Here is a 24567-nt window from a genome sequence, read left to right as displayed (position 1 = left end):
ACTACGCCACGTTCACACGCTGCCCCGGAGGCGCCGCCTCCAGCCAGGCCAGGAACCCGGTCAGCGCGTCCTCGCTCATCGCCAGCTCCAGGCGCGTCCCCTGGTGAACGCAGCCGAGCACCACGGCGTCGGAGAGCAGGGCCAGCTCCTCCTCGCCCTCGGGGGCGCGGCGGGCGACGACCTCGATGGAGGACCGCTCCAGCAGCCGGCGCGGGCGGGGCGAGTAGCTGAAGACGCGGAACCAGTCGATGCGGTCACCGCTGTAGCGCGCGACCCCGTACACCCAGCCCTTGCCGGAGACGTCGGGCTCCTCGGCCACACCCCAGCGCATGCTGCAGTCGAAGGTGCCGCCGGAGCGCTGGATCAGTCTGCGGCGCAGCCCGAAGACAAACAGCCCGATCACCACCAGGGCTACGACCAGGCCGCTCACAAGCAGAGCGAGGAGCATCTTCACCGACCTCCTCGCTCATCGAATACAGACGAAAAACGGACCTGCATCGCCTCAGCCGCGACCCGCTCCGGAAAATTCCGGAACGGACCGCGGCTGAGGTCTCACACGTTTCGTACGGCGCTCAGCGCCCCGCGACCGCGCGCAGACGGACTTCGGCGCGACGCTCGGAGGCCGCGTCGGTCTCCGACTTGGCGCGCTCCAGTGCCCGCTCCGCACGCTGGACGTCAATCTCGTCGGCGAGCTCGGCGATCTCGGCCAGCAGGGACAGCTTGTTGTCCGCGAACGAGATGAAACCGCCGTGCACCGCGGCGACGACAGTGTTGCCCTCGCTGGTACGGATGGTCACAGGGCCCGATTCCAGCACACCGAGAAGCGGCTGGTGACCGGGCATGACGCCGATGTCGCCGGACGTGGTGCGGGCGACAACAAGGGTGGCCTCGCCGGACCAGACATTGCGGTCCGCCGCGACCAGCTCGACGTGCAGCTCAGCAGCCAAGGTGGCTCCTCGGGTCACCACCCGGCGGGTCAGCCGGGTGTTGGGTCAAATTCTAATGGGCGTGAGGAGAGGGACGGGACATACCCGCCCCTCTCCGTCGAGGCACCTGCCGGCGAAGCCGGGGGGCCTGCGAACCGGATGCGCTCCTCGCGGAGCGCGCCGGATCAGGAGACGCCCAGCTCCTTGGCGTTGGCCTTCAGGTCCTCGATGCCACCGCACATGAAGAACGCCTGCTCGGGGAAGTGGTCGTAGTCACCGTCGCAGATCGCGTTGAACGCGGTGATCGACTCGTCGAGCGGGACGTCCGAACCGTCCACGCCGGTGAACTGCTTCGCCACGTGGGTGTTCTGCGACAGGAAGCGCTCGACGCGACGGGCACGGTGGACAACGAGCTTGTCCTCCTCGCCCAGCTCGTCGATACCGAGGATCGCGATGATGTCCTGGAGGTCCTTGTACTTCTGCAGGATCCCCTTGACACGCATGGCGGCCGCGTAGTGGTCCGCCGCGATGTACCGCGGGTCGAGGATGCGGGACGTCGAGTCCAGCGGGTCCACGGCCGGGTAGATGCCCTTCTCGGAGATCGGACGGGAAAGAACCGTCGTCGCGTCGAGGTGGGCGAAGGTGGTCGCCGGCGCCGGGTCGGTCAGGTCGTCCGCGGGGACGTAGATCGCCTGCATCGAGGTGATCGAGTGACCACGGGTCGAGGTGATGCGCTCCTGGAGGAGACCCATCTCGTCGGCCAGGTTCGGCTGGTAACCCACCGCGGAGGGCATGCGGCCGAGCAGGGTCGACACCTCGGAACCCGCCTGGGTGTACCGGAAGATGTTGTCGATGAAGAACAGCACGTCCTGCTTCTGAACATCGCGGAAGTACTCCGCCATGGTCAGACCGGCGAGGGCGACGCGCAGACGGGTGCCCGGGGGCTCGTCCATCTGGCCGAAGACAAGGGCGGTCTTGTCGATGACGCCCGAGTCGCCCATCTCCTCGATGAGGTCGTTGCCCTCACGGGTACGCTCACCGACGCCCGCGAAGACCGACACACCGTCGTGGTTGTTGGCGACGCGGTAGATCATTTCCTGGATCAGAACGGTCTTGCCGACACCGGCACCACCGAACAGACCGATCTTTCCACCCTTGACGTACGGGGTGAGAAGGTCGATGACCTTGACGCCGGTCTCGAACATCTCCGTCTTGGACTCGAGCTCGTCGAAGCTCGGGGCCTTGCGGTGGATGGGCCAGCGCTCGGTGACCTCGGCGTTCGCCTCGGGGTAGTTGAGCACCTCACCCAGGGTGTTGAAGACCTTGCCCTTGGTGAAGTCACCGACGGGGACGGTGATGCCCTCGCCCGTGTCGGTCACCGGGGCCTGGCGGACCAGGCCGTCGGTCGGCTGCATCGAGATGGTACGGACGAGGCCGTCACCCAGGTGCTGCGCGACCTCGAGGGTCAGGGTCTTGAGCTTGCCGTCCTCGGCCGGGTCGGCGACCTGGACCTTGAGGGCGTTGTAGATCTCGGGCATGGCGTCGACGGGGAACTCCACGTCGACGACCGGGCCGATGACCCGGGCGACGCGGCCCGTGGCGGCGGCCGTCTCAACAGTGGTCGTCATTACTTGTCACTCCCCGCGGTCGCGTCAGCCATGGCGCTCGCGCCACCGACGATCTCGCTGATTTCCTGGGTGATTTCGGCCTGGCGGGCCGCGTTGGCAAGCCGGGAGAGGCTCTTGATGAGGTCCCCGGCGTTGTCGGTGGCCGACTTCATCGCGCGGCGGCGGGCGGCGTGCTCGGAAGCGGCCGACTGCAGCAGTGCGTTGTAGATACGGCTCTCGACGTAGCGCGGCAGCAGGGCGTCGAGGACGTCCTCCGCCGACGGCTCGAAGTCGAACAGCGGAAGGATCTCGCCCTTCGTACCGGTCTCCTCCGCGGCCTGGTCGAGGCTGAGCGGCAGCATCCGGCCGTCCACCGCGTTCTGCGTCATCATCGACACGAATTCCGTGTAGACGATGTGCAGCTCGTCGACGCCGCCCTCGGCCGTGTCCGTCTGGATGGCCTCGATCAGCGGCGCCGCGACGCGCTTGGCGTCGGCGTAGGCCGGGCTGTCGGTGAATCCGGTCCACGACTCCGCGACCTTGCGCTCACGGAAGCCGTAGTAGGCGACACCCTTGCGGCCGACGATGTAGCTGTCGACCTCCTTGCCCTCAGCGCGCAGCCGCTCGGTGAGCCGGTCCGCCTGCTTGATGGCGTTCGAGGAGTAGCCGCCGGCCAGACCGCGGTCGCTCGTGATGAGCAGGACCGCGGCGCGGGTCGGCGCCTCGACCTCGGTGGTCAGGGCGTGCTTCGTGTTCGAACCGGTCGCCACCGCGGTCACCGCACGGGTGAGCTCGGTCGCGTACGGCATCGATGCCGCCACCTTGCGCTGCGCCTTGACGATGCGCGAGGCGGCGATCATCTCCATCGCCTTGGTGATCTTCTTGGTCGCCGTGACGGCACGGATGCGACGCTTGTAGACCCGGAGCTGCGCTCCCATGAGTCAGGTCCCTTCCGTCGTCACTTGGAGACGTTGACGGCCGGCGCGTCCTCGCCCAGGAGCTTGCCGTCCGAGGTCTCGAACTGGCGCTTGAAGCCGGCGATGGCGTCAGCGATCGACGTCAGGGTGTCGTCCGACATCTTGCCGCCCTCGGCGATGGAGGTGAGGAGGTCCTTGCGCTCGCGGCGCAGGTGCTCCAGCAGCTCCGACTCGAAGCGACGGATGTCGTTGACCGGGACGTCGTCCATCTTGCCGGTGGTGCCGGCCCAGACGGAGACGACCTGCTCCTCGACGGGCATCGGCTGGTACTGGCCCTGCTTCAGCAGCTCGACCATGCGCTTGCCGCGCTCCAGCGAGGCCTTCGACGCGGCGTCCAGGTCGGAACCGAAGGCGGCGAACGCCTCCAGCTCGCGGTACTGGGCGAGGTCCACGCGCAGACGGCCGGAAACCTGCTTCATGGCCTTGTGCTGGGCGGAGCCACCGACGCGGGAGACCGAGATACCGACGTTCAGCGCCGGGCGCTGGCCCGCGTTGAACAGGTCGGACTCCAGGAAGCACTGGCCGTCGGTGATGGAGATGACGTTGGTCGGGATGAACGCCGAGACGTCGTTGGCCTTGGTCTCGACGATCGGCAGACCGGTCATCGAACCGGCACCCATCTCGTCGGAGAGCTTGGCGCAACGCTCCAGCAGACGCGAGTGCAGGTAGAAGACGTCACCCGGGTAGGCCTCACGGCCCGGCGGGCGGCGCAGCAGCAGCGACACGGCGCGGTAGGCGTCGGCCTGCTTCGACAGGTCGTCGAAGATGATCAGGACGTGCTTGCCGGCGTACATCCAGTGCTGGCCGATGGCGGAACCGGTGTACGGCGCCAGGTACTTGAAGCCGGCCGGGTCGGACGCCGGGGCGGCGACGATCGTCGTGTACTCGAGCGCGCCGGCCTCTTCCAGGGCGCCGCGAACGGACGCGATGGTCGAGCCCTTCTGGCCGATGGCGACGTAGATGCAGCGGACCTGCTTGTTCACGTCGCCGGAGCGCCAGTTGTCGCGCTGGTTGATGATCGTGTCGACGGCCAGAGCGGTCTTACCCGTCTGACGGTCGCCGATGATCAGCTGACGCTGGCCGCGGCCGATCGGCACCATCGCGTCGACGGCCTTGTAGCCGGTCTGCATGGGCTCGTGCACCGACTTGCGGACCATGACGCCCGGGGCCTGCAGCTCGAGGGCGCGGCGGCCCTCGGTCGCGATCTCGCCGAGGCCGTCGATCGGGTTGCCGAGCGGGTCGACAACGCGGCCGAGGTAGCCCTCGCCGACACCTACGGAGAGAACCTCACCGGTGCGCTGCACCGGCTGGCCCTCCTCGATACCGCTGAACTCGCCGAGGACGATCGCACCGATCTCGCGCTCCTCGAGGTTGAGGGCGAGACCGAGGGTGCCGTCCTCGAACTTCAGCAGCTCGTTCGCCATGGCGGAGGGCAGACCCTCCACCTTCGCGATGCCGTCGCCGGCAACGCTGACCGTTCCGACCTCCTCGCGCGAGGCCGCGTCCGGCTGGTACGACTGGACAAAGTTCTCCAGTGCGTCCCGGATCTCCTCCGGCCGGATCGTGAGCTCCGCCATCTGGGTTCCCTGCTCTCCTTGTTGGGCCTGAAGCTTCTTAGGGGTCTGGGGGCGACCCCCAGGAATCTTCTGCAAGTTCTGCACGGCCCAACCGGGCCGCTAGGAATGCGTTGTTCTATTGGTGGCTGGTCAGCCGGCCATGCGGCGGGACGCCTCGGCGAGGCGGTCCGCGATGGTGCCGTCGATGACCTCGTCGCCGACACGCACCGAGATCCCGCCGAGGACCTCGGGGTCCACGTCGAGGTTCAGGTGCATCTGGCGGCCGTACAGCTTGGCCAGCACAGCGCCGAGACGCGCCTTCTGCACGTCGCTGAGCGGAACCGCGCTGGTCACGTTGGCGACCATGCGGTCACGGCGCTCGGCGGCGAGCTTGGAGAGGGACTCGAGTCCCGCTTCCAGGCTACGTCCACGCGGGTGCGTGACAAGACGCGTCACCAGGCGCTCGGTGACGGCGTTCACCTTGCCGCCGAGCAGGCCGCGCAGCAGCTCGCTCTTGGCGGAGGTGGTGGCCGCCCGCTCGGTCAGCGCGGCGCGCAGCTCGGTGCTCGAGGACACGATCCGGCCGAACCGGAACACCTCGTCCTCGACGTTGTCGAGCGCGTCGCCCTGCTGGGCCGCCGTGAGGTCGGCGGTGGCCGCCAGCTCCTCCAGCGAGTCCACCAGGTCACGGGACTGCGACCAGCGGGACCGGGCCATGCCGGACACCAGGTCGAGGGTCTCCCCGCCCACCTGGCCGGACAGCAGCCGGCCCACCAGCTCGGCCTTGGCCTCACCGGACTGCGCCGGGTCCGTGATGACCCGACGCAGCGAGACCTCACGGTCGAGCAGCGCGGTGACGGCTGCCAGCTCACCGGCGAGCTTCGCCGCGTCGACGGACGTGTTGTCCGTCAGCGCGTCGAGACGCTCGCGCGCGGAGGCCAGCGCCTCGCGGCTCGCTCCGTTCATCGGGCGGCCTCGGCCTTCTCCTCGAGCTCGCTGAGGAAGCGGTCGATCGTGCGGCTCTGCCGGGCGTGGTCCTCAAGGGACTCGCCGACGAGCTTTCCGGCCAGGTCGGTGGCGAGCTTGCCCACGTCCTGACGCAGCGCCTGAGAGGCGGCCTTGCGGTCCGCCGCAATCTGGGCGTGGCCGGCAGCGATGATCTCCTCACGCTGCCGCTGGCCCTCTGCGCGCAGTTCTTCCTTGAGCGCAGTGCCCTGCTCCAGCGCTTCCTGGCGCAGGCGCGCGGCCTCGTGCCGGGCCTCGGCGAGCTGGGCCTTGTACTGCTCCAGCACGCTCTGAGCCTCGGTCTGAGCGGCTTCCGCCTTCTCGATACCGCCTTCGATGGCCTCGCGACGCTCGTCCAGAACCTTGTTGATGTTCGGGAGGAGCTTCTTCGCGAAGAAGAAGAAGACGATGGCGAAGGCGATGGCGCCGACAAGAAGTTCAGGGCCCGGCGGAATGAGCGGGTTCTGCTCTTCCGCGGCCGCCAGAACCAGGTTGGCGATCACATCAATGCCTTTCGTCGATGGTCAGGTAAGAAGTGATTACTTACCGAACACGAACGGCATAACGATGCCGATGAGGGCGAGCGCCTCACAGAAGGCGAAGCCGAGGATCTGGTTGGCGCGGATCAGGCCCGCAGCCTCGGGCTGACGCGCGAGGGCCTGGGTGCCGTTACCGAAGATGATGCCGACGCCGACGCCGGGGCCGATGGCGGCGAGACCGTAGCCGATGGAGCCGAGGGAACCGCTGACGGCTGCAAGGGTCTGAGACATGCCGGATCTTCCTTCTCTTTCACGGACCGGTGGGGGTTGGCCACCGGACGACTGTGTGGTTTGCGGGGCGGGAAAGGCTCAGTGGTGCTCTGCGAGAGCGCCCTGAATGTAGGAGCAGGCAAGGAGCACGAACACGTACGCCTGAACCGCCTGCACGAAAAGCTCGAAGAGGATCATGACCATGGTCATGACGAAGGAGACGCCGGCCGCGGGGATCAGCGCGCCGTTCAGCAGGTACCACGAGGCAACCGTGAACATGACCAGCATCAGGTGACCGGCGAACATGTTCGCGAACAGTCGCACCGCGTGGGTGAAGGGCCGCACGAGCAGGTTCGAGAAGAACTCGATGACCATCACGAGCGGGAGCACCGGGCCGAGCGACTTGTCGTATCCCGTGACGTTCTTGAAGAAGCCGACGAAACCGTGCTTCTTGAAGGTCAGGCCCACCCAGAGCACATAGACGAGCAGAGCGAGGACCATCGGGTACGCGATGATCGACGAGACCGGGAACTGCGCCAGCGGGATCACGGACCAGATGTTCATGATCCAGATGAAGAAGAACAGCGAGACCATGAGGGGGACGTACTTCTCGCCCTCACGCTTGCCGAGCGTCTCGTAGACGATGCCGCGGCGTACGAAGTCGTATCCGGCCTCGCCGACCATCTGGAGCTTTCCGGGGACCACCTTCGCCTTGCCGAACGCCGCCCAGAAGAAGGCGACGACGAGGACGGAAGTGATCAGGGCCAGCAGCATCACCTTGTTGAATTCGAACCCGCCGATCGTCCCGATCGGCTGGAACAGGAAGGAGTGCAGCCCCGGAGCGGGAAAGCCACAGCCGTTGTCGGACAGGATGCGGCAGCTCCAGTCAAAGGCCAGAGTCTGGTCAGCACTCACCGCGGGCTCCTTCAGCGTGGCGCATAGGTACGGCAACCTCGTTGTGTCGGCGCGGCGGACAGCCGCGGTTCGGCACTGGACTGGTGTTACGGATGATGGGGCGGCGATCAGGCATCGAGCCTCGCGATGGAACAGGCGTCAGCTCAGATGCCCGCGCCCGCAATGCCGCAGTTGGCATCGGACGATAGCAGCATCCCGAACGCGACCTTATCCCGCCCCTACCCTTCACGGCTTCGATCCCGGGTCGTGGGGCTTTTCGCCCTGCACCGAGTCCGGTTCGACGTAAAGGATTTTCGCCTTCATGTGAGCACGCGCCTGAGCGCCGATCCACACCAGGGTGGAAACGATCAGGGAGGCCGCGAAGGCCTTGGGGTTGAACAGCGTCGTGTCTTTGAACACGGCGACGAAGACAAGCAACAGCAGCAGCTGAGCGGTGTAGAGCATGAGCCCCATCGCCTGGAACAACTGCGGCAGGGACTTGGCGGTGCGCTGCAGGACGACGAGACCGATTCCCATGAAGAGGACCACGATCAGCGTTCCGACAACGGCTCCGAGCGCCCCCTTGCCGCCGGCGACCACAGCACTGATCGCGGCGACTACAGCGCCGGCGGCAGCGGTGGGTACGGCGGTTTGCAGGAGGGATCGGACGTCATCTGACCGCATGGCGGTTTGCTCCGCGTGGTGGTGGGGGCACTGGACTCGTACGGGACGAGCGTAAGCCCGGTCCGAGAGGGAACCTCGGGCCAAGGGACCGTCGCACTACGGTCCTTCGGCTCTGTCGCCGGGTTTAGTGAACGGTATCACAAACTATTTGATGAGAGCTTTACCTGCCGGGTGTGCTGACTGTCACACATGAGAGGGACCCTGCGCGTGTGTGCGCGACAGCGAGTCGACTTGTCTGGTAAAGGGCGTTCATTTCCGACATGGACCCCCGCCGTCAGCGGGTCGAACCGGCCTTACGCCGGTCGGGGAAGCGCGAACGGGGGCCTACGGCGGTCGCCCCGTTGACGCCGGACACACCCGCCGCGATCGGCCTGACGGGCTCCGGCTCGGTGCCCGAGGCGTCCCGGGCGGCCGCCTCCGCCGCGGCCTCGGCGGCCCGTACGGCGTGCCGGTAGCGCGGCGGCACCAGTCCGTGGGCCCAGCGCGGAGCGCGCGGGGTGAAGCGGGGCAGGAGCAGCAGGGTCAGGCCCACCGCGCTCAGCGCGGCGATCGCGAGCACGATCCACATCGAGGCGGAATGCACCGAATAGGCCACCGTGCCGAAGGCGATCAGCCCTGACCAGAAATACATGATGAGGACCGCGCGGCTGTGGGAATGCCCGAGTTCCAGCAGCCGGTGGTGCAGGTGTCCGCGGTCCGCGGCGAAGGGGGACTGACCCTTCCAGGTGCGCCGCACGATGGCGAGGATCAGGTCCGCCATCGGGATCGCGATGACCGTCAGCGGCAGGATCAGCGGGATGTAGGCGGGGAGCATCGCGTGCGTCGCGTTGCGCTCACCGCCCGCGAAGAGCGCCAGGGCGTCCGGGTCCACCTGTCCGGTGAGGGAGATGGCGGAGGCGGCCAGCACCAGGCCGATGAGCATCGAGCCGGAATCGCCCATGAAGATCCGGGCGGGGTGCATGTTGTGCGGCAGGAAGCCCAGGCACATGCCCATCAGGATCGCGGCGAAGAGGGTCGCGGGCGCGGCCGACTCGATGCCGTATCCGAACCAGATCCGGTACGCGTAGAGGAAGAGCGCGGTGGCGGCGATGCAGACCATGCCGGCGGCCAGGCCGTCCAGTCCGTCCACGAAGTTCACGGCGTTGATGGTGATCACGACGAGGGCCACGGTGAGCAGGTTGCCCTGCCACTGGGTAAGCGGGACCGTGCCGATGCCGGGGACGGGGATCCACAGGATGGTCAGACCCTGCATGACCATCACGCCGGCGGAGATCATCTGCGCGCCGAGCTTGATCAGGGCGTCGAGCTCGAACTTGTCGTCGAGTACGCCGACCAGCCAGATCAGGGCCGCACCGGAGAGCAGCGCGCGCGGTTCGTTCGACAGCTCGAAGACGCCGTTGAGGTTCCGCAGGTGGTCGGCGACCAGCAGGCCGGCGCACAGTCCGCCGAACATCGCGATGCCGCCGAGCCGCGGCGTGGGCTCGCGGTGCACGTCGCGGGCGCGGATCTCCGGCATGGCCCCGGCCGCGATCGCGAACTTCCGCACGGGCCCGGTCAGCAGGTAGGTCACCGCGACCGTGACGCAAAGCGTCAGCAGATATTCACGCACGGGCTGCCCCAGATGTATCGCCGGCCATCTCAGCCCCACACATTAGCTGCGATGTCCCCTCCTCCTAGGACGCGAGGGGGCCGGATACCGGTTGCAGTACGCCCCGCTTGTCCCGATTACTCCCCGTAAGGGGGAAATCCCTGCGTGAGCTCGTTGACCTCCGTACGTGTCTTCGCGGCGTCCCCCTGCAGTGCGGCGGCGAACAGCCCCGCGATGCGGTGCATCTCCGCCTCCCCCATCCCCTGGGTGGTCACGGCCGCGGTGCCCAGGCGGATGCCGCGCTGGTCCCCGTACGGCAGGGCGCAGGTGTCGAGGACGATCCCGGCGGCGGCGAGCCGGCCGCGGGCGGTCGGTCCGTCGACGCCGAGGGGCGCCGGATCGGCGGTGATCAGGTGCGTGTCGGTCCCGCCGGTGGTGATGGTGAAGCCGTACCCCTCCAGCGCCTCGGCGAGCGCCCGCGCGTGGGCGACGACCCGGTGGGCGTAGGTGGTGAAGGCCGGCCCGGCGGCCTCCCCGAAGGCCACGGCCTTGGCCGCGATGGTGTGCATCTGGGCGCCGCCCTGGGTGAAGGGGAACACCGCCCGGTCGATCCGCTCGGCGAACTCGGCGCCGCACAGGATCATCCCGCCGCGCGGTCCTCGCAGCACCTTGTGGGTGGTGGCGCAGACGACGTCGGCGTACGGGACGGGGCTGGGCGCGGCGCCGCCCGCGACCAGGCCGATCGGGTGCGCGGCGTCGGCGATGAGGTACGCCCCCACCTCGTCGGCGATCTCCCGGAAGGCCGAGTACTCGGGGTGCCGGGGATAGGAGATGGACCCGCAGACGATGGCCTTGGGCCGGTGCGTGCGGGCCAGTTGCTGCACCTGGTGGTAGTCGATGAGCCCCGTCCCGGGGTCGACCCCGTACCCGACGAAGTCGAACCACCGGCCGGAGAAGTTGGTGGGCGAGCCGTGCGTGAGGTGGCCGCCGTACGGGAGCCCCATCGCCAGGACGGTGTCCCCGGGCCGCAGCAGCGCCGCGTACGCGGCCAGTACGGCGGAGGACCCGGAGTGCGGCTGCACGTTGGCGTGCTCGGCCCCGAACAGTGCCTTCGCCCGCTCGACGGCGAGCTGCTCGGCCGCGTCCACGTACTCGCAGCCGCCGTGGTAGCGGGCGCCGGGGTATCCCTCGGCGTACTTGTTGGACAGGCAGGAGCCGAGCGCGGCGCGCACGGCGGGCGAGGTGAAGTTCTCGGCGGCGATCAGCTGCAGTGTGGCCGCCTGCCGCTGCCGCTCCCCTTCGAGGACGTCGGCCATCTGCGGGTCCTGCTGCCGCAGGGCATCCGCGGCCTGGGTGATGACGCTCATGGCGCGACTCCCGCCCTGGGGGTACCGGTAGCAGCCACTGTAGGCCGCCGAGCCCCATCCCGCCTCGCGGCTGCGCCGTGCCCCGCCAAGGATCCGGGGCTCCGCCCGCACCCGCGCCTGACGGACGGCAGTGGCCGAATCCAGCCTCGCCGGCGTTTGAGGCGCCGCCGGAGGCACAGCGAGCCGCGCCGGCGATTGAGGCGCGGGGTCCGGGGCGGCGCCCAGGGGAACGGCGGAAGGGCGGGGTGGGGGAAGCCCCGCGCAGCGGGAACGGCCCCGCGGGTCAGCGGTGGGAAGCGGTGACGCCCGTCAGGGCGGTGACCACCGGGTCCAGCGCCTGGTTGATCTCGTCGCCGATCGAGCGGAAGAAGGTGATCGGCGCCCCGTACGGGTCGTACACCTCGTCCGCGTCGGGCGACGGCGCCAGCAGCCACCCCCGCAGCGCAGCGGCGGCCCGCACCAGCGCCCGCGCCCGCTCCGCCATCCCGTCGTCCAGCGGCGGCAGCGTGGCCGGATCTATCGCCCGGACCAGCCGCGTGAACTCCTTCAGCGTGAAGGTCCGCAGCCCCGCCGAGTGACCCATCGAGATGACCTGCGCCCGGTGGTCCCGCGTGGCGGTCAGCACCAGGTCGGCCCGGATGACGTGCTCGTCCAGCAGTTCCCGCCCGGTGAACCCGGAGGCGTCCGCCCCGAAGTCCGCCAGTACGGCGGCCGCGTTGGCCTCCATCGGCGCGCCCTCGTGCCCCCACGTACCGGCGCTCTCCACGATGAGGTCGCCCGTCACCAGACCCCCCAGCCGGTGCGAGAGGGCGTGCCGCGTCAGCCGCTCGGTGATGGGCGAGCGGCACACGTTGCCGGTGCTGACGTGGAGTATGCGGAAAGAGTCCCTCGCTATGCCACGCCCCTCAGGGCTCACGGGGCGACCTCGAGGTCGGGTACGACCTCCCGCAGCTGGTCCGCGGTGAGCGCCCCCTCGCGCAGCAGGAGGGGAACCTTCCCGGTGACGTCGACGATCGACGACGGCTGGATGCCCGGCGTCGGGCCGCCGTCCAGGTACACGGACACGGAGTCCCCGAGCATCTCGCGCGCCGCGTCGCAGTCCTCGGGTGCCGGCTGCCCCGACAGGTTGGCCGAGGAGACCGCCATCGGGCCGACCTCGGTCAGCAGCTCGATCGCGACGGGGTGCAGGGGCATCCGTACGGCCACGGTCCCGTGGGTGTCGCCGAGGTCCCACGCGAGCGAGGGCTGGTGCTTGGCGACGAGCGTCAGCGCGCCCGGCCAGAAGGCGTCGACGAGCTCCCACGCCTGCTCGGAGAAGTCCGTGACCAGGCCGTGCAGGGTGTTCGGGGAACCGATGAGCACCGGGGTGGGCATGCCACGGCCCCGCCCCTTGGCGGCCAGCAGGTCGTGCACGGCCTCCGGGCTGAAGGCGTCCGCGCCGATCCCGTACAGGGTGTCGGTGGGCAGCACGACGAGCTCGCCGCGGCGCACGGCGGATGCGGCTTCGCGCAGGCCCGTCTTGCGGTCCGTCGCGTCGTTGCAGTCGTATCGCCGGGCCATCAGCGGGCCTCCTCAAGCAGCAGGGGGGTGACGGGAAGGGTCGCGCCGGTCACGGCAGTGCCTTGCGGGCGGTCGCGAAGCGGGGACGGTTGTTGAGGTCGGGGTGGTCGGCCGCGTCGGCCCAGCCCCTCTCCTCGGCGAAGATCCAGGGCACCTGTCCGCCCTGGGTGTCGGCGTGCTCGATGACGACGATGCCGCCCGGCCTCAGCAGCCGGTGGGCGGTGCGCTCCAGCCCGCGGATGGTGTCGAGACCGTCCTCGCCGGAGAAGAGCGCCATCTCCGGATCGTGGTCGCGGGCCTCGGGGGCGACGTACTCCCACTCGGTGAGCGGGATGTACGGCGGATTGGAAATCACCAGGTCCACCTGGCCGTCCAGCTCCGGCAGCGCGCTGAGCGCGTCGCCCTGGTGGACGGTGACCCGGGAGCCCTCGGCGTTCTTCCGGGTCCACCGCAGGGCGTCCTCTGACAGCTCGACCGCGTGCACGCGCGAGCGCGGCACCTCCTGCGCCATGGCCAGTGCGATGGCCCCGGAGCCGGCGCACAGGTCGACGATCAGCGGCTCGACGACGTCCATCGCCCGGACGGCGTGTATGGCCCAGTCCACGACCGACTCGGTCTCGGGCCGCGGCACGAACACCCCGGGCCCGACCTGGAGCTCCAGGTACCGGAAGAAGGCGCGGCCGGTGATGTGCTGGAGCGGCTCGCGCGCCTCGCGGCGGGCGATGGCCTCCCAGTACCGGGCGTCGAAGTCCGCGTCCTTGACGTGGTGCAGTTCCCCCCGCTTGACGCCGTGCACGAAGGCCGCGAGCTCCTCCGCGTCGAAGCGCGGTGAGGGCACGCCGGCGGCGGCCAGCCGCTGGGTGGCCTGGGCCACCTCGGCAAGCAGCAAGTTCACGCTGGTCCTCCGGGCTGCTGTCGTACGGGGGGTGGTACGGGTCGTTGCGGCTCTACTGCGCGGCGGCGAGCTTGGCCGCGGAGTCGGCGTCGACACAGGCCTGGATGACCGAGTCGAGGTCGCCGTCGAGCACCTGGTCCAAGTTGTACGCCTTGAAGCCGGTGCGGTGGTCCGAGATCCGGTTTTCCGGGAAGTTGTACGTGCGGATCTTCTCGGAGCGGTCCACGGAGCGCACCTGGCTGCGGCGCACGTCGGAGGCCTCCTGCTCGGCGGCTTCCTGGGCCGCGGCCAGCAGGCGCGAACGCAGGATGCGCATGGCCTGCTCCTTGTTCTGGAGCTGGCTCTTCTCGTTCTGGCAGGAGGCGACCACACCGGTCGGGATGTGCGTGATGCGCACGGCCGAGTCGGTGGTGTTGACGGACTGGCCGCCGGGACCGGAGGAGCGGTACACGTCGATGCGGAGGTCGTTCGCGTTGATCTCGACCTCGACCTCCTCGGCCTCCGGGGTGACGAGCACGCCGGCGGCGGAGGTGTGGATGCGGCCCTGCGACTCGGTGGCCGGAACCCGCTGGACGCGGTGCACGCCGCCCTCGTACTTCAGGCGGGCCCACACGCCCTGGCCGGGCTCGGTGGCGCCGTTGCCGCCCTTGGTGCGGACGGAGACCTGGACGTCCTTGTAGCCGCCGAGCTCGGACTCGGTGGCGTCGATGATCTCGGTCTTCCAGCCCACGCGCTCGGCGTAGCGCAGGTACATGCGCAGCAGGTCGCCGGCGAACAGCGCCGACTCGTCGCCGCCCGCGCCCGCCTTGACCTCGAGGAGCACGTCCTTGTCGTCGCTGGGGTCGCGCGGGACCAGCAGCAGGCGGAGCTTCTCGGTGAGCTCCTCGCGCTGCGCCGTCAGCTCCTTGACCTCGGCCGCGAAGTCGGGGTCGTCGGCCGCGAACTCCTTGGCCGTCTCGATGTCCTCGGCCGCCTGCTTCCACGCACGGAAGGTCGCGACGATCGGCGTCAGCTCCGCGTAGCGCTTGTTCAGCTTGCGCGCGTTGGCCTGATCCGAGTGGACCGAAGGGTCGGCGAGCTTCGTCTCAAGATCGGCGTGCTCGCCGATCAGTTCCTCGACCGCCTCGAACATCGGGGGCTCCTGTGGTGAAAGTAAGAAAGAACGGCACTGGGTGACGGGGCTGGACGACGACAAAGGCGCCGGTCCGGCCACCCCCGCATGGACAGGGAGCGGCCGGTGACCGGCGCCTGGGTCGCGCTACTTCTTGGCCGCACCCTTGCCGAAGCGAGCCTCGAAGCGGGCCACGCGGCCACCGGTGTCGAGGATCTTCTGCTTGCCCGTGTAGAACGGGTGGCACTCGGAGCAGACCTCGGCACGGATGGTGCCGCTGGTCAGCGTGGAGCGGGTGGTGAACGACGCGCCACAGGTGCAGCTGACCTGGGTCTCGACGTACTCGGGGTGGATCTCGCTCTTCAAGGTGTCTCCTAGATTCGGGAGGGCGCCGGGTCGCAGGAGCCGAATTGCGCGCTGCGTGAACCGGGGCCGACAGACCAGTCTGCCAGGACGGGGCTGCCTGTCAAAATTCTGAGGACGCCTCCCTCAACGGAAGGGGGCCGGCATCTATTCCGGGCGGGTCCTCACTGGACGATCGAGCCAGCGGTGCTCTTGTCCCCGCTCGAATTCACGGTGGCCTCGGCGGGGATCGTCTGGTCGGCCAGCAGGGCGTCCCAGACCATCTTGGACTCCTTGGTCAGCGGGGCGACGCGGTTGGTGTCCCGGGCGTCGGTGGTGACCGGGAGCGTGATCATCTGCATGTCGCCGGCGTCGATGCCCTGGAGGCCCTGCGCGAAGCCCATGAGGGACTTCACATCGCCGAGCGCCTTGTCGGTGGTGATCGCCTTGGTCGCGTTGTCGGCGAGGTCGAGCAGCCGCTTGGGGTTGTCGAACAGCCCGATGCTCTTGACCTGCTTGATCAGTGCCTTGATGAAGGCCTGCTGGAGCTGTATTCGGCCCAGGTCGCTGCCGTCGCCGACGCTCTTGCGGGTGCGGACGAGGCCGAGGGCCTGCTCGCCGTTGAGCTTGTTGGGGCCGGCGGCGAGGTCGAGGTGGCTGGCCCCGTCCTTGATCGGCTTGGTGGTGGTCACCTCGACGCCGCCGAGGGTGTCGATGATCTTCTTGAACCCGGTGAAGTCGACCTCGATGTAGTGGTCCATGCGGATCCCCGACATCTTCTCGACGGTCTTGACCGCGCAGGCCGCCCCGCCGGTGGAGAAGGCCTCGTTGAACTGCGTGCGCGTGCCGCCGGGGTCGGTCTTGCCGTTGGGGAGGGTGCAGGAGGGCCGCGGGACCATGGTGTCGCGGGGTATGGACACGACACTGGCCTTCTTGTGGCCCTCGTACAGGTGGATGATCATCGCGGTGTCGGAGCGCGCGGAACCGCCGTCGTCCTGGCCGTACTCGCCGTTGGCGCCGCCGCGGGAGTCGGAGCCGAGGACGAGGATGTCCATCGAGCCGTTGTCCACGTTCTGCGGGCGGTCGGTGCCGAGCGCCTGGTCGATGTCGACGGTCTTCAGGTTGCCGTTGAACTTGACGTAGAAGTAGCCGAGGCCCGCCCCGCCCAGCAGGACCACGCCCGCTGCGCTCCACGCGGCGATGGCGAGGGCTCTGCGGCGCGCCGGCGGTTTCCGTCGGCGCCGGCCCGCGGCGCGCCGGCCGCGGCCGTTGCTTTCCTCGCTCATGCTCTCCTCAGTCCTGGATCCGGTACCGGTGCACCGCGTCTGTGCGCTCTGCGTCCGTGCGTGCTCTGCGTCTGCTGACACAGACGGGGGAACGCGCTCCAGGGTTCCACGGCCGCCGTGGCACCCCGGCCCGGCCGGGAGGATCCGCCGTGCGCGGTGTGCGCTGTGCGAGGCCTCCCCCACCTGGGGTTTCGTCCGGGGACGCCGTGCGGCGGGCCAGGGGTCGTCCGGAGCCGTCCTGTGCCCAAAAGCACAGCCGCCCCCGCCGCGGGTGCGGCGGGGGCGGCTGTGGTGGGGCGCGGGACTACCGTCAGTCGTCGTTCTTGCCCGACGGGGTCGTCTTCGCGATCTGCATCAGGAACTCGGCGTTCGACTTCGTCTGCTTCATCTTGTCGAGAAGCAGCTCGATCGCCTGCTGCGAGTCGAGCGCGTGCAGCACCCGGCGCAGCTTCCAGACGATGGCGAGCTCCTCCGCGTTGAGGAGGATCTCCTCCTTGCGGGTGCCCGACGGGTCGACGTCGACGGCCGGGAAGATGCGCTTGTCGGCGAGCTTCCGGTCGAGCTTGAGCTCCATGTTGCCGGTGCCCTTGAACTCCTCGAAGATCACCTCGTCCATGCGCGAGCCGGTGTCGACCAGCGCGGTGGCCAGGATGGTCAGCGAGCCGCCGTCCTCGATGTTGCGCGCGGCACCGAAGAAGCGCTTCGGCGGGTACAGCGCGGTCGAGTCGACACCACCGGACAGGATGCGGCCGGAGGCGGGCGCCGCGAGGTTGTACGCGCGGCCCAGACGGGTGATGGAGTCCAGCAGGACGACCACGTCGTGACCCAGCTCGACGAGGCGCTTGGCGCGCTCGATGGCCAGCTCGGCGACGGTGGTGTGGTCCTCGGCCGGGCGGTCGAAGGTCGAGGAGATGACCTCGCCCTTGACCGACCGCTGCATGTCGGTGACCTCTTCCGGACGCTCGTCGACCAGGACGACCATCAGGTGGCACTCGGGGTTGTTCGTGGTGATCGCGTTGGCGATCGCCTGCATGATCATGGTCTTGCCGGTCTTCGGCGGGGCCACGATCAGGCCTCGCTGGCCCTTGCCGATCGGCGACACGAGGTCGATGATCCGGGTGGTCAGCACGCCCGGGTCGGTCTCCAGACGGAGCCGGTCCTGCGGGTAGAGCGGGGTCAGCTTCTGGAACTCCGGGCGGCCGCGGCCGGATTCGGGCGCCATGCCGTTCACCGAGTCCAGCCGCACGAGGGCGTTGAACTTCTCGCGGCGCTCGCCGTCCTTGGGCTGGCGCACGGCACCGGTGGTGTGGTCGCCCTTGCGCAGACCCGCCTTGCGGACCTGGGCGAGCGAGACGTACACGTCGTTGGGGCCGGGCAGGTAGCCCGAGGTCCGGATGAACGCGTAGTTGTCGAGGATGTCCAGGATGCCCGCGACGGGGATCAGGACGTCGTCGTCGGCGACCTGCGGCTCGCCCGGGGCGAACTCGTCGCGGCCGCGACGGCCACGGCGGTCGCGGTAGCGGCCGCGACGGCCACGGCGGCCGCCCTCGTCGTCGAAGTCGTCCTGCGGGCCGCTGTCCTGCCGGTCCTGGCGACCCTGCTGGCCCTGCTGGCGGTCCTGACGGCCGCCCTGCTGCTGACGGTCCTGACGGTCCTGACGACCGCCGCCGCCCTGGCCCTGGCCGCCCTGGCCCTGACCCTGGCCGGCCTGGCCCTGACCCTGACCGCCCTGGCCCTGGTCGTCGGCCTTGGCGCCGCGGTCACGGCGGTCGCGCCGGCCGTCGCCGCGCTCGGCACGGTCACCGCGGTCACGGCGGTCGCGCCGGCCGCGGCCCTCGCCGTCCTGCGCCGGGGCGGAGACGGCGGTGGCCGCTTCCGCCTTGGCGTCGGCCTGCGGGGCGACGGTGACGGTCTCGGTCTTCTGCTCGACCTGTACGGCGGCGGCGGGGGCCGAGGCCTCCGGGCTGCCGGTGGGGGCGGTGGCCCGACGGCGGCGGCGCTCACCGACCGGGGCGTCGTCGGAGGCCGGCTGACCCGGGATCTCGATCTGCGCCGGAGCGGCGGCGGGCTTCTCGGCGGGCGCCTCGGCGGCGGCCTCGCCCGTACGGGCCTTGCTGGTGGCGCGGCGCTTGGGCTTGGCCTCGGCGGTGGCGGCGCCCGCGGTGGAGGCCGCGGCCTTGGGGGCGCTCGCGCCACCCGCCTGCGCCTCCTTGATGACCTCGATCAGCTGGCTCTTGCGCATCCGCGCGGTGCCCCTGATCCCGAGGCCCGACGCGACCTGCTGCAGCTCGGCCAGGACCATGCCGTCGAGGCCGGTGCCGGTGCGGCGCCGCCGTCCGGCAGTGGCAGCGGCGGCGCCCGCGGCGGGAGCACTGGCGTCGACAGTGGTGTCGGCAGCGCCCATCAGATCGGTGGTGTCGCTCACGAAGGGTCCTTCCCTGGAGCGGACGTCGGCCTGTCTGGCTCGGCGACCGGTTGTGCTGTCCGACAACAGTCCGTGACCTGAGGGGTTGGACTGTGCCGGGGCGGTGGTCCGCCGATAGAGATACGGCGGAGAGAAACGTGCATGGGTGGTTCCGGCGAGAAGCCCCCGAGCTGAAAGCGTGGGAATGTCACGCCGATTCCGGAGCGTGCTCGAAACTGCTGGAAGTGATCAAAGCAGTCGGGGAGGCTCCCGGAAGAAATGTGGTCCCCGATGGGGACACTGAGCACCGAGCCATGGCGGCTTCGGATACGCACTTGAGGTTAACACTACCGGATCCAACAGACATTCCCCCTCTCGATCACCGGCAATCGCGCTCTTCCGCGCGGGCGGCCTGCCCTGGCCGCCCGCCCCGGACCGGCCCTGGCTCAGCCGCCCTGGGTGCCCAGCGGAAGTACGCTCGCGCCCGCGGCGTCAAGTGCGAGCCGGTTGGCCGCCCACCCCTCGCCCGCGAGCTGCGCGACCTTGTCGGCCGCGCCGTTGTCGACCAGCGCCAGGACCGTGGGGCCCGCGCCGGAGATGACCGCGGGGATGCCGTCCGCCCGCAGCCGGTTGACGAGTGCCACGCTCTCGGGCATCGCCGGGGACCGGTACTCCTGGTGGAGCCGGTCTTCGGTGGCCGGCAGCAGGAACTCGGGACGCCTGGTCAGGGCTTCCACGAGCAGGCCCGCGCGGCCCGCGTTGACGGCCGCGTCCACGTGCGGGACGCTGCGCGGCAGCAGGCCGCGCGCGGTCTCCGTCAGGACCGGCTTGGAGGGGACGAAGACCACCGGAACGATGGAATCGGCGGGCTCCATCCGGATCGCCTTGGCGCTGCCGCCGTCCATCCACGCCAGGGTGAAGCCGCCGAGCAGACAGGCGGCGACGTTGTCGGGGTGTCCCTCGATCTCGGTGGCGAGCTCGAGGAGGGCCGTGTCGTCGAGTTTGGCCTCTCCGCCTATGGTCACGGCGCGGGCGGCGACGATGCCGGCGCAGATGGCGGCGGAGGAGGAGCCGAGGCCGCGGCCGTGCGGGATGCGGTTGGCGCAGACGACCTCGAGGCCGCGCGGCTGACCGCCCAGCAGGTCGAAGGCAGTGCGCATGGAACGTACGAGCAGGTGGCTCTCGTCCCGCGGGAGGGTGTCGGCGCCCTCGCCCGCGATGTCGATGTTCAGGCCGGAGTCGGCCACCCGGACGACGACGTCGTCGTAGAGCCCCAGGGCCAGGCCGAAGGCATCGAAGCCCGGGCCGAGGTTGGCACTGCTGGCGGGGACGCGCACCCGTACGGCGGCGGCGCGGAACGCTGGACCGGCCATCGTCCGATGACACTCCTTGTTACTGTGCGAGATCTTCGCTCTTCGCTGGCTCGCTGCGAATGTACTGGAGAACGTACGACACCCGAAGGCCCTTGGGGCAGCACCGCGGTCATATGCGCGGAGGCGGATGTAAGTACAGCGTATCGAAGGAAGGTTCTCTCGCGACATAGGGCGCACAGGAGGCGCACGATGCGTGTCGCGGGTGCCGCGGCCTTCGGCCGCACTTTTGTCTTCGTACGGGGTGAGTTGCCGGGTTCCGGAGGATCTTGCGGCCTGCGGAACCCGGCTCTCGGGCGGTGCGGGTGTGCGTCAGACCAGGCCGAGGCGGACGGCGGCGGCTTCGGCGTCCACCGGAACGGTGACCGGCTGCGGAGCGCCGGCGATCGCCCAGTCGGGGTCCTTCAGGCCGTTGCCGGTGACGGTGCACACGATCTTCTGGCCGGGGTCGACCAGGCCCTGCTCGGCGGCCTTGAGCAGACCGGCCACGGAGGCGGCCGAGGCGGGCTCGACGAAGACGCCCTCCTGGGCGGCCAACAGCCGGTAGGCGGCCAGGATCTGGCGGTCCGTCACCTCGTCGATGAAGCCGCCCGATTCGTCGCGCGCGGCCAGCGCGTAGTCCCAGGAGGCCGGGTTGCCGATGCGGATCGCGGTGGCGATGGTGTGCGGCTCCTTGACGACCTCGCCGCGCACGATCGGGGCGGAACCGGAGGCCTGGAAACCCCACACGCGGGGCGTACGGGAGGCCAGGCCATCGGCCTTGTACTCCTTGAAGCCCCGCCAGTACGCGGTGATGTTGCCGGCGTTGCCGACGGGCAGCACGTGGATGTCGGGGGCGTCACCGAGCGCGTCGACGATCTCGAACGCGGCCGTCTTCTGACCCTCGATGCGGACCGGGTTGACCGAATTGACCAGCGCCACCGGGTAGTTGTCGGACAGGGCGCGGGCCAGGTTCAGGCAGTCGTCGAAGTTGCCGTCGACCTGCAGGATCTTGGCTCCGTGCACCAGGGCCTGGCCCATCTTGCCGAGCGCGATCTTCCCGCGGGGCACGAGCACCGCGGAGACCATCCCGGCGCGCACCGCGTACGCGGCGGCGGAGGCCGAGGTGTTGCCGGTGGAGGCGCAGATGACGGCCTTCGCGCCCTCCTCCTTGGCCCGGGTGATGGCCATGGTCATGCCGCGGTCCTTGAAGGACCCGGTGGGGTTGGCCCCCTCGACCTTGAGGTGCACCTCGCAGCCGGTGCGTTCGGAGAGCACCTGCGCGGGGACGAGGGGCGTACCGCCCTCGCGGAGTGTGACCACGGGAGTCGAATCCGTCACCGGCAGGCGGTCCCGGTACTCCTCGATGATGCCGCGCCACTGGTGGGTGCGATTGCTGCTCATGGGTCCTTACTCCCCTTCAACACGCATGATGCTGGCGACACCGCGCACGGTGTCCAGCTTCCGCAGCGCGTCGACGGTCCCGGAGAGGGCGGCGTCGGGCGCGCGGTGAGTGACGACGACGAGGGAGGCCTCGCCGTCCTTGCCCTGCTGGGTGACGGTGTCGATGGACACGCCGTGCTCCGCGAAGACCGTCGCCACCTGGGCGAGGACGCCCGGCTTGTCGGCCACATCGAGGCTGATGTGGTAGCGGGTGACGACCTCGCCCATGGCACTGACCGGCAGCTGGGTGTACGCCGACTCGCCCGGCCCCGTTGCCTCGGCGAGCTTGTTGCGGCAGACGGCGACGAGGTCGCCGAGGACCGCGGACGCGGTCGGCGAACCGCCCGCGCCGGGCCCGTAGAACATGAGCCGCCCGGCGGCCTCCGCCTCGACGAAGACCGCGTTGTACGCCTCGCGGACGGAGGCGAGCGGGTGGCTCAGCGGAATCATGGCGGGGTGCACGCGGGCGGTGACGGACTCGCCGTCGGCGGCGCGCTCCAGGATCGCCAGGAGCTTGATGGTGCAGCCCATCCGCTTGGCGGAGGCGAAGTCGGACGCGCTGACCTCGGTCATGCCCTCGCGGTAGACGTCGTCGAGGCGGACCCGGGTGTGGAAGGCGATGCCGGCCAGGATCGCGGCCTTGGCGGCGGCGTCGTAGCCCTCGACGTCGGCAGTGGGGTCGGCTTCGGCGTAGCCGAGGGCGGTGGCCTCGTCGAGCGCCTCCTGGTAGCCGGCGCCGGTGGAGTCCATCTTGTCGAGGATGAAGTTCGTCGTGCCGTTGACGATGCCCATGACGCGGTTGATCTTGTCGCCCGCGAGGGACTCGCGCATAGGGCGGACCAGCGGGATGGCGCCGGCGACGGCGGCCTCGTAGTACAGGTCCCGCCCGTGCTTCTCGGCGGCGGCGTGCAGCGCGGCGCCGTCCTGGGCGAGGAGGGCCTTGTTCGCGGAGACGACGGAGATGCCGTTCTCGAAGGCGGTGGTGATGAGCGTGCGGGCCGGCTCGATGCCGCCGATGACCTCGATGGCCACGTCGATGTCGCCGCGTTTGAGGAGGGCGGTCGCATCGGTGGTGACGAGCGCGGGGTCGATGCCCTCGCGCACCTTGGAGGGGCGCCGTACGGCCACTCCGGCGAGCTCCACGGGCGCGCCGATCCTCTGGGCGAGGTCGTCGGCGTGCGTCGTCATGATGCGCGCCACCTCTGAGCCGACCACTCCACAGCCCAGCAGCGCCACCTTCAGCGGACGCGTACGCATCATTCGACCTACGCCTTTCGTCTTCCTTCAGTACCCCGCGCGCGGTTTGCGCGAGGGGTGAGAACCAGTCTCACTCAATGGACAGCAGTTTCCACCCTCGGTCCATTGAGTGAGACACCTATTTTGGAGGTCCGGGGGCTTCTCCCAGAAACATGCGGATCATCCGAGGTCGAGACGCAGGAGATCTTCCTCCGTCTCGCGCCGGACGATCACACGGGCCTGTCCGTCGCGCACGGCGACGACGGGCGGGCGCAGCGCGTGGTTGTAGTTGCTGGCCATGGAGCGGCAGTACGCGCCGGTGGCGGGCACGGCGAGGAGGTCGCCGGGGGCGAGGTCGGCCGGCAGGAACGCGTCCTTGACGACGATGTCGCCGCTCTCGCAGTGCTTGCCGACGACGCGGGAGAGCATCGGCTCGGCGTCGGAGGTGCGGGAGACGAGCGTGACGGAGTACTCGGCGTCGTAGAGGGCGGTCCGGATGTTGTCGGACATCCCGCCGTCGACGGAGACGTACGTCCGCAGGCCCTCCAGCGGCTTGATCGTCCCGACCTCGTAGAGGGTGAAGGCGGTGGGCCCGACGATGGCGCGGCCGGGCTCGACGGAGATGCGGGGCGCGCGCAGGCCCGCGCCCTCGCACTCGCGCGCGACGATCTCGGTGAGCGCCTTGGCGATCTCGTGGGGCTCGCGCGGGTCGTCGTCGGAGGTGTAGGCGATGCCGAGGCCGCCTCCGAGGTCGATCTCGGGAAGCTCGACCCCGTGCTCGTCGCGCACGGCGGCCAGCAGCTGCACGACCCGCTTGGCGGAGACCTCGAAGCCGGCCATGTCGAAGATCTGCGAGCCGATGTGGGAGTGGACGCCGAGCAGCTCGAGGCTGTCGTGGCCGAGCGCGCGGCGTACGGCCTCGGCGGCGGAGCCGTCGGCCACGGCGATGCCGAACTTCTGGTCCTCGTGGGCGGTGGCGATGAACTCGTGCGTGTGCGCCTCGACCCCGACGGTCACGCGGATCTGGACGGGCTGGCGTACGCCCAGCTCACGGGCGATGTGCGCGACGCGGGCGATCTCCTGGAAGGAGTCGAGCACGATCCGCCCGACGCCGGCCTCGATGGCGCGCCGGATCTCGCCCTCGGACTTGTTGTTGCCGTGGAAGGCGATGCGCGAGGCGGGCATCTCGGCGGCGAGGGCGGTGGCCAGCTCCCCGCCGGAGCACACGTCGAGGTTCAGCCCTTCCTCCTTGAGCCACTTCACGACGGCCTTGGAGAGGAACGCCTTCCCCGCGTAGAAGACGTCGGCGTCCTTTCCGAAGGCGTGCGCCCAGGCCCGGCACCGGGCGCGGAAGTCCTCTTCGTCGAGGAAGAAGGCGGGGGTCCCGAACTCCTCGGCGAGCCTGGTCACTTCGATCCCGCCGACGGCGACGACGCCGTCGGCGCTGCGCTGCACGGTCCGCGCCCAGACCTTCTCGTCGAGGGCGTTCAGGTCGGCGGGCGGCGGGGAGTAGTGCCCCTCGGGCAGGACGTCGGCGTGGCGGGGCCCGGCGGGGTGCGCGGAGCGGCTCATCGGTATCTCTTTTCGC

Annotated in this window: 23 protein-coding genes; all 23 read right to left on the bottom strand. The window is 69.8% G+C overall.

Annotated elements, in window-relative coordinates:
- Position 1: 1 nt before the first annotated feature.
- A complete protein-coding gene (locus ACIP5M_RS18455; protein ID WP_401198213.1) occupies positions 2 to 448 on the bottom strand; it encodes a DUF2550 domain-containing protein in 447 nt (148 codons plus the stop codon).
- 124 nt (positions 449 to 572) lie between these two features.
- Complete coding sequence (locus tag ACIP5M_RS18450; protein WP_401198211.1) at positions 573 to 947, bottom strand: F0F1 ATP synthase subunit epsilon; 375 nt, start codon at positions 945 to 947, stop codon at positions 573 to 575.
- A 164-nt stretch (positions 948 to 1111) separates the two neighbouring features.
- On the bottom strand, positions 1112 to 2554 hold the full coding sequence (gene atpD, locus ACIP5M_RS18445; protein WP_136224964.1) for a F0F1 ATP synthase subunit beta: 1443 nt from the start codon (positions 2552 to 2554) through the stop codon (positions 1112 to 1114).
- A complete protein-coding gene (locus ACIP5M_RS18440) occupies positions 2554 to 3471 on the bottom strand; it encodes a F0F1 ATP synthase subunit gamma (RefSeq protein WP_401198208.1) in 918 nt (305 codons plus the stop codon). Before ACIP5M_RS18440 ends, atpD begins: the two co-directional genes overlap by 1 nt.
- A gap of 20 nt (positions 3472 to 3491) precedes the next feature.
- Complete coding sequence (atpA, locus tag ACIP5M_RS18435) at positions 3492 to 5087, bottom strand: F0F1 ATP synthase subunit alpha (RefSeq protein WP_401198205.1); 1596 nt, start codon at positions 5085 to 5087, stop codon at positions 3492 to 3494.
- 129 nt (positions 5088 to 5216) lie between these two features.
- A complete protein-coding gene (locus ACIP5M_RS18430; protein WP_401198203.1) occupies positions 5217 to 6032 on the bottom strand; it encodes a F0F1 ATP synthase subunit delta in 816 nt (271 codons plus the stop codon).
- Positions 6029 to 6574 (bottom strand): F0F1 ATP synthase subunit B, encoded by a 546-nt coding sequence (locus ACIP5M_RS18425; RefSeq protein ID WP_401198200.1) that lies wholly within the window; start codon positions 6572 to 6574, stop codon positions 6029 to 6031. The genes ACIP5M_RS18430 and ACIP5M_RS18425 overlap by 4 nt, the downstream gene beginning before the upstream one ends.
- Positions 6575 to 6610: 36 nt before the next feature.
- On the bottom strand, positions 6611 to 6841 hold the full coding sequence (atpE, locus tag ACIP5M_RS18420; protein ID WP_328968503.1) for an ATP synthase F0 subunit C: 231 nt from the start codon (positions 6839 to 6841) through the stop codon (positions 6611 to 6613).
- A 78-nt stretch (positions 6842 to 6919) separates the two neighbouring features.
- Entirely contained in the window at positions 6920 to 7690 is a 771-nt protein-coding gene (atpB, locus tag ACIP5M_RS18415; RefSeq protein ID WP_401198535.1) for a F0F1 ATP synthase subunit A, read from the bottom strand.
- Between the two features lie 270 nt (positions 7691 to 7960).
- On the bottom strand, positions 7961 to 8398 hold the full coding sequence (locus ACIP5M_RS18410) for a hypothetical protein (protein WP_401198198.1): 438 nt from the start codon (positions 8396 to 8398) through the stop codon (positions 7961 to 7963).
- Positions 8399 to 8672: 274 nt separating this feature from the next.
- Positions 8673 to 10019 carry an MraY family glycosyltransferase gene (locus ACIP5M_RS18405; protein ID WP_401198533.1) on the bottom strand — a complete coding sequence of 449 codons (1347 nt, stop codon included), beginning with the start codon at positions 10017 to 10019 and terminating at the stop codon, positions 8673 to 8675.
- Between the two features lie 104 nt (positions 10020 to 10123).
- Complete coding sequence (gene glyA / locus ACIP5M_RS18400; protein WP_401198196.1) at positions 10124 to 11353, bottom strand: serine hydroxymethyltransferase; 1230 nt, start codon at positions 11351 to 11353, stop codon at positions 10124 to 10126.
- Positions 11354 to 11636: 283 nt separating this feature from the next.
- Positions 11637 to 12269: a protein-tyrosine-phosphatase gene (locus ACIP5M_RS18395; protein ID WP_401198193.1), complete on the bottom strand. Its 633-nt coding sequence runs from the start codon at positions 12267 to 12269 to the stop codon at positions 11637 to 11639.
- A complete protein-coding gene (locus ACIP5M_RS18390; protein WP_401198190.1) occupies positions 12266 to 12913 on the bottom strand; it encodes an L-threonylcarbamoyladenylate synthase in 648 nt (215 codons plus the stop codon). The genes ACIP5M_RS18395 and ACIP5M_RS18390 overlap by 4 nt, the downstream gene beginning before the upstream one ends.
- Positions 12914 to 12962: 49 nt before the next feature.
- Positions 12963 to 13808 carry a peptide chain release factor N(5)-glutamine methyltransferase gene (gene prmC / locus ACIP5M_RS18385; RefSeq protein WP_401198187.1) on the bottom strand — a complete coding sequence of 282 codons (846 nt, stop codon included), beginning with the start codon at positions 13806 to 13808 and terminating at the stop codon, positions 12963 to 12965.
- 52 nt (positions 13809 to 13860) lie between these two features.
- Positions 13861 to 14940, bottom strand: coding sequence for a peptide chain release factor 1 (gene prfA, locus ACIP5M_RS18380; RefSeq protein ID WP_401198184.1), 1080 nt, complete (start codon positions 14938 to 14940; stop codon positions 13861 to 13863).
- A 126-nt stretch (positions 14941 to 15066) separates the two neighbouring features.
- The gene (rpmE, locus tag ACIP5M_RS18375) at positions 15067 to 15285 is read right to left on the bottom strand and encodes a 50S ribosomal protein L31 (protein ID WP_362584353.1); all 219 of its coding nucleotides are present in this window, start codon (positions 15283 to 15285) and stop codon (positions 15067 to 15069) included.
- Between the two features lie 161 nt (positions 15286 to 15446).
- Positions 15447 to 16547, bottom strand: coding sequence for an LCP family protein (locus ACIP5M_RS18370; RefSeq protein ID WP_401198181.1), 1101 nt, complete (start codon positions 16545 to 16547; stop codon positions 15447 to 15449).
- A gap of 310 nt (positions 16548 to 16857) precedes the next feature.
- Positions 16858 to 18972 (bottom strand): transcription termination factor Rho, encoded by a 2115-nt coding sequence (gene rho / locus ACIP5M_RS18365; protein ID WP_401198178.1) that lies wholly within the window; start codon positions 18970 to 18972, stop codon positions 16858 to 16860.
- Positions 18973 to 19397: 425 nt separating this feature from the next.
- A complete protein-coding gene (thrB, locus tag ACIP5M_RS18360) occupies positions 19398 to 20324 on the bottom strand; it encodes a homoserine kinase (protein WP_401198176.1) in 927 nt (308 codons plus the stop codon).
- Positions 20325 to 20633: 309 nt separating this feature from the next.
- Positions 20634 to 21704 carry a threonine synthase gene (gene thrC, locus ACIP5M_RS18355; protein WP_401198174.1) on the bottom strand — a complete coding sequence of 357 codons (1071 nt, stop codon included), beginning with the start codon at positions 21702 to 21704 and terminating at the stop codon, positions 20634 to 20636.
- 6 nt (positions 21705 to 21710) lie between these two features.
- Positions 21711 to 23000 (bottom strand): homoserine dehydrogenase, encoded by a 1290-nt coding sequence (locus ACIP5M_RS18350; RefSeq protein WP_401198531.1) that lies wholly within the window; start codon positions 22998 to 23000, stop codon positions 21711 to 21713.
- A gap of 159 nt (positions 23001 to 23159) precedes the next feature.
- Positions 23160 to 24551, bottom strand: coding sequence for a diaminopimelate decarboxylase (gene lysA, locus ACIP5M_RS18345; RefSeq protein WP_401198172.1), 1392 nt, complete (start codon positions 24549 to 24551; stop codon positions 23160 to 23162).
- Positions 24552 to 24567 lie beyond the last annotated feature (16 nt).

This window comes from Streptomyces sp. NPDC088762, assembly GCF_044750905.1.
Lineage (GTDB): Bacteria > Actinomycetota > Actinomycetes > Streptomycetales > Streptomycetaceae > Streptomyces.
This window is presented reverse-complemented; position numbering and strand designations above follow the sequence as displayed.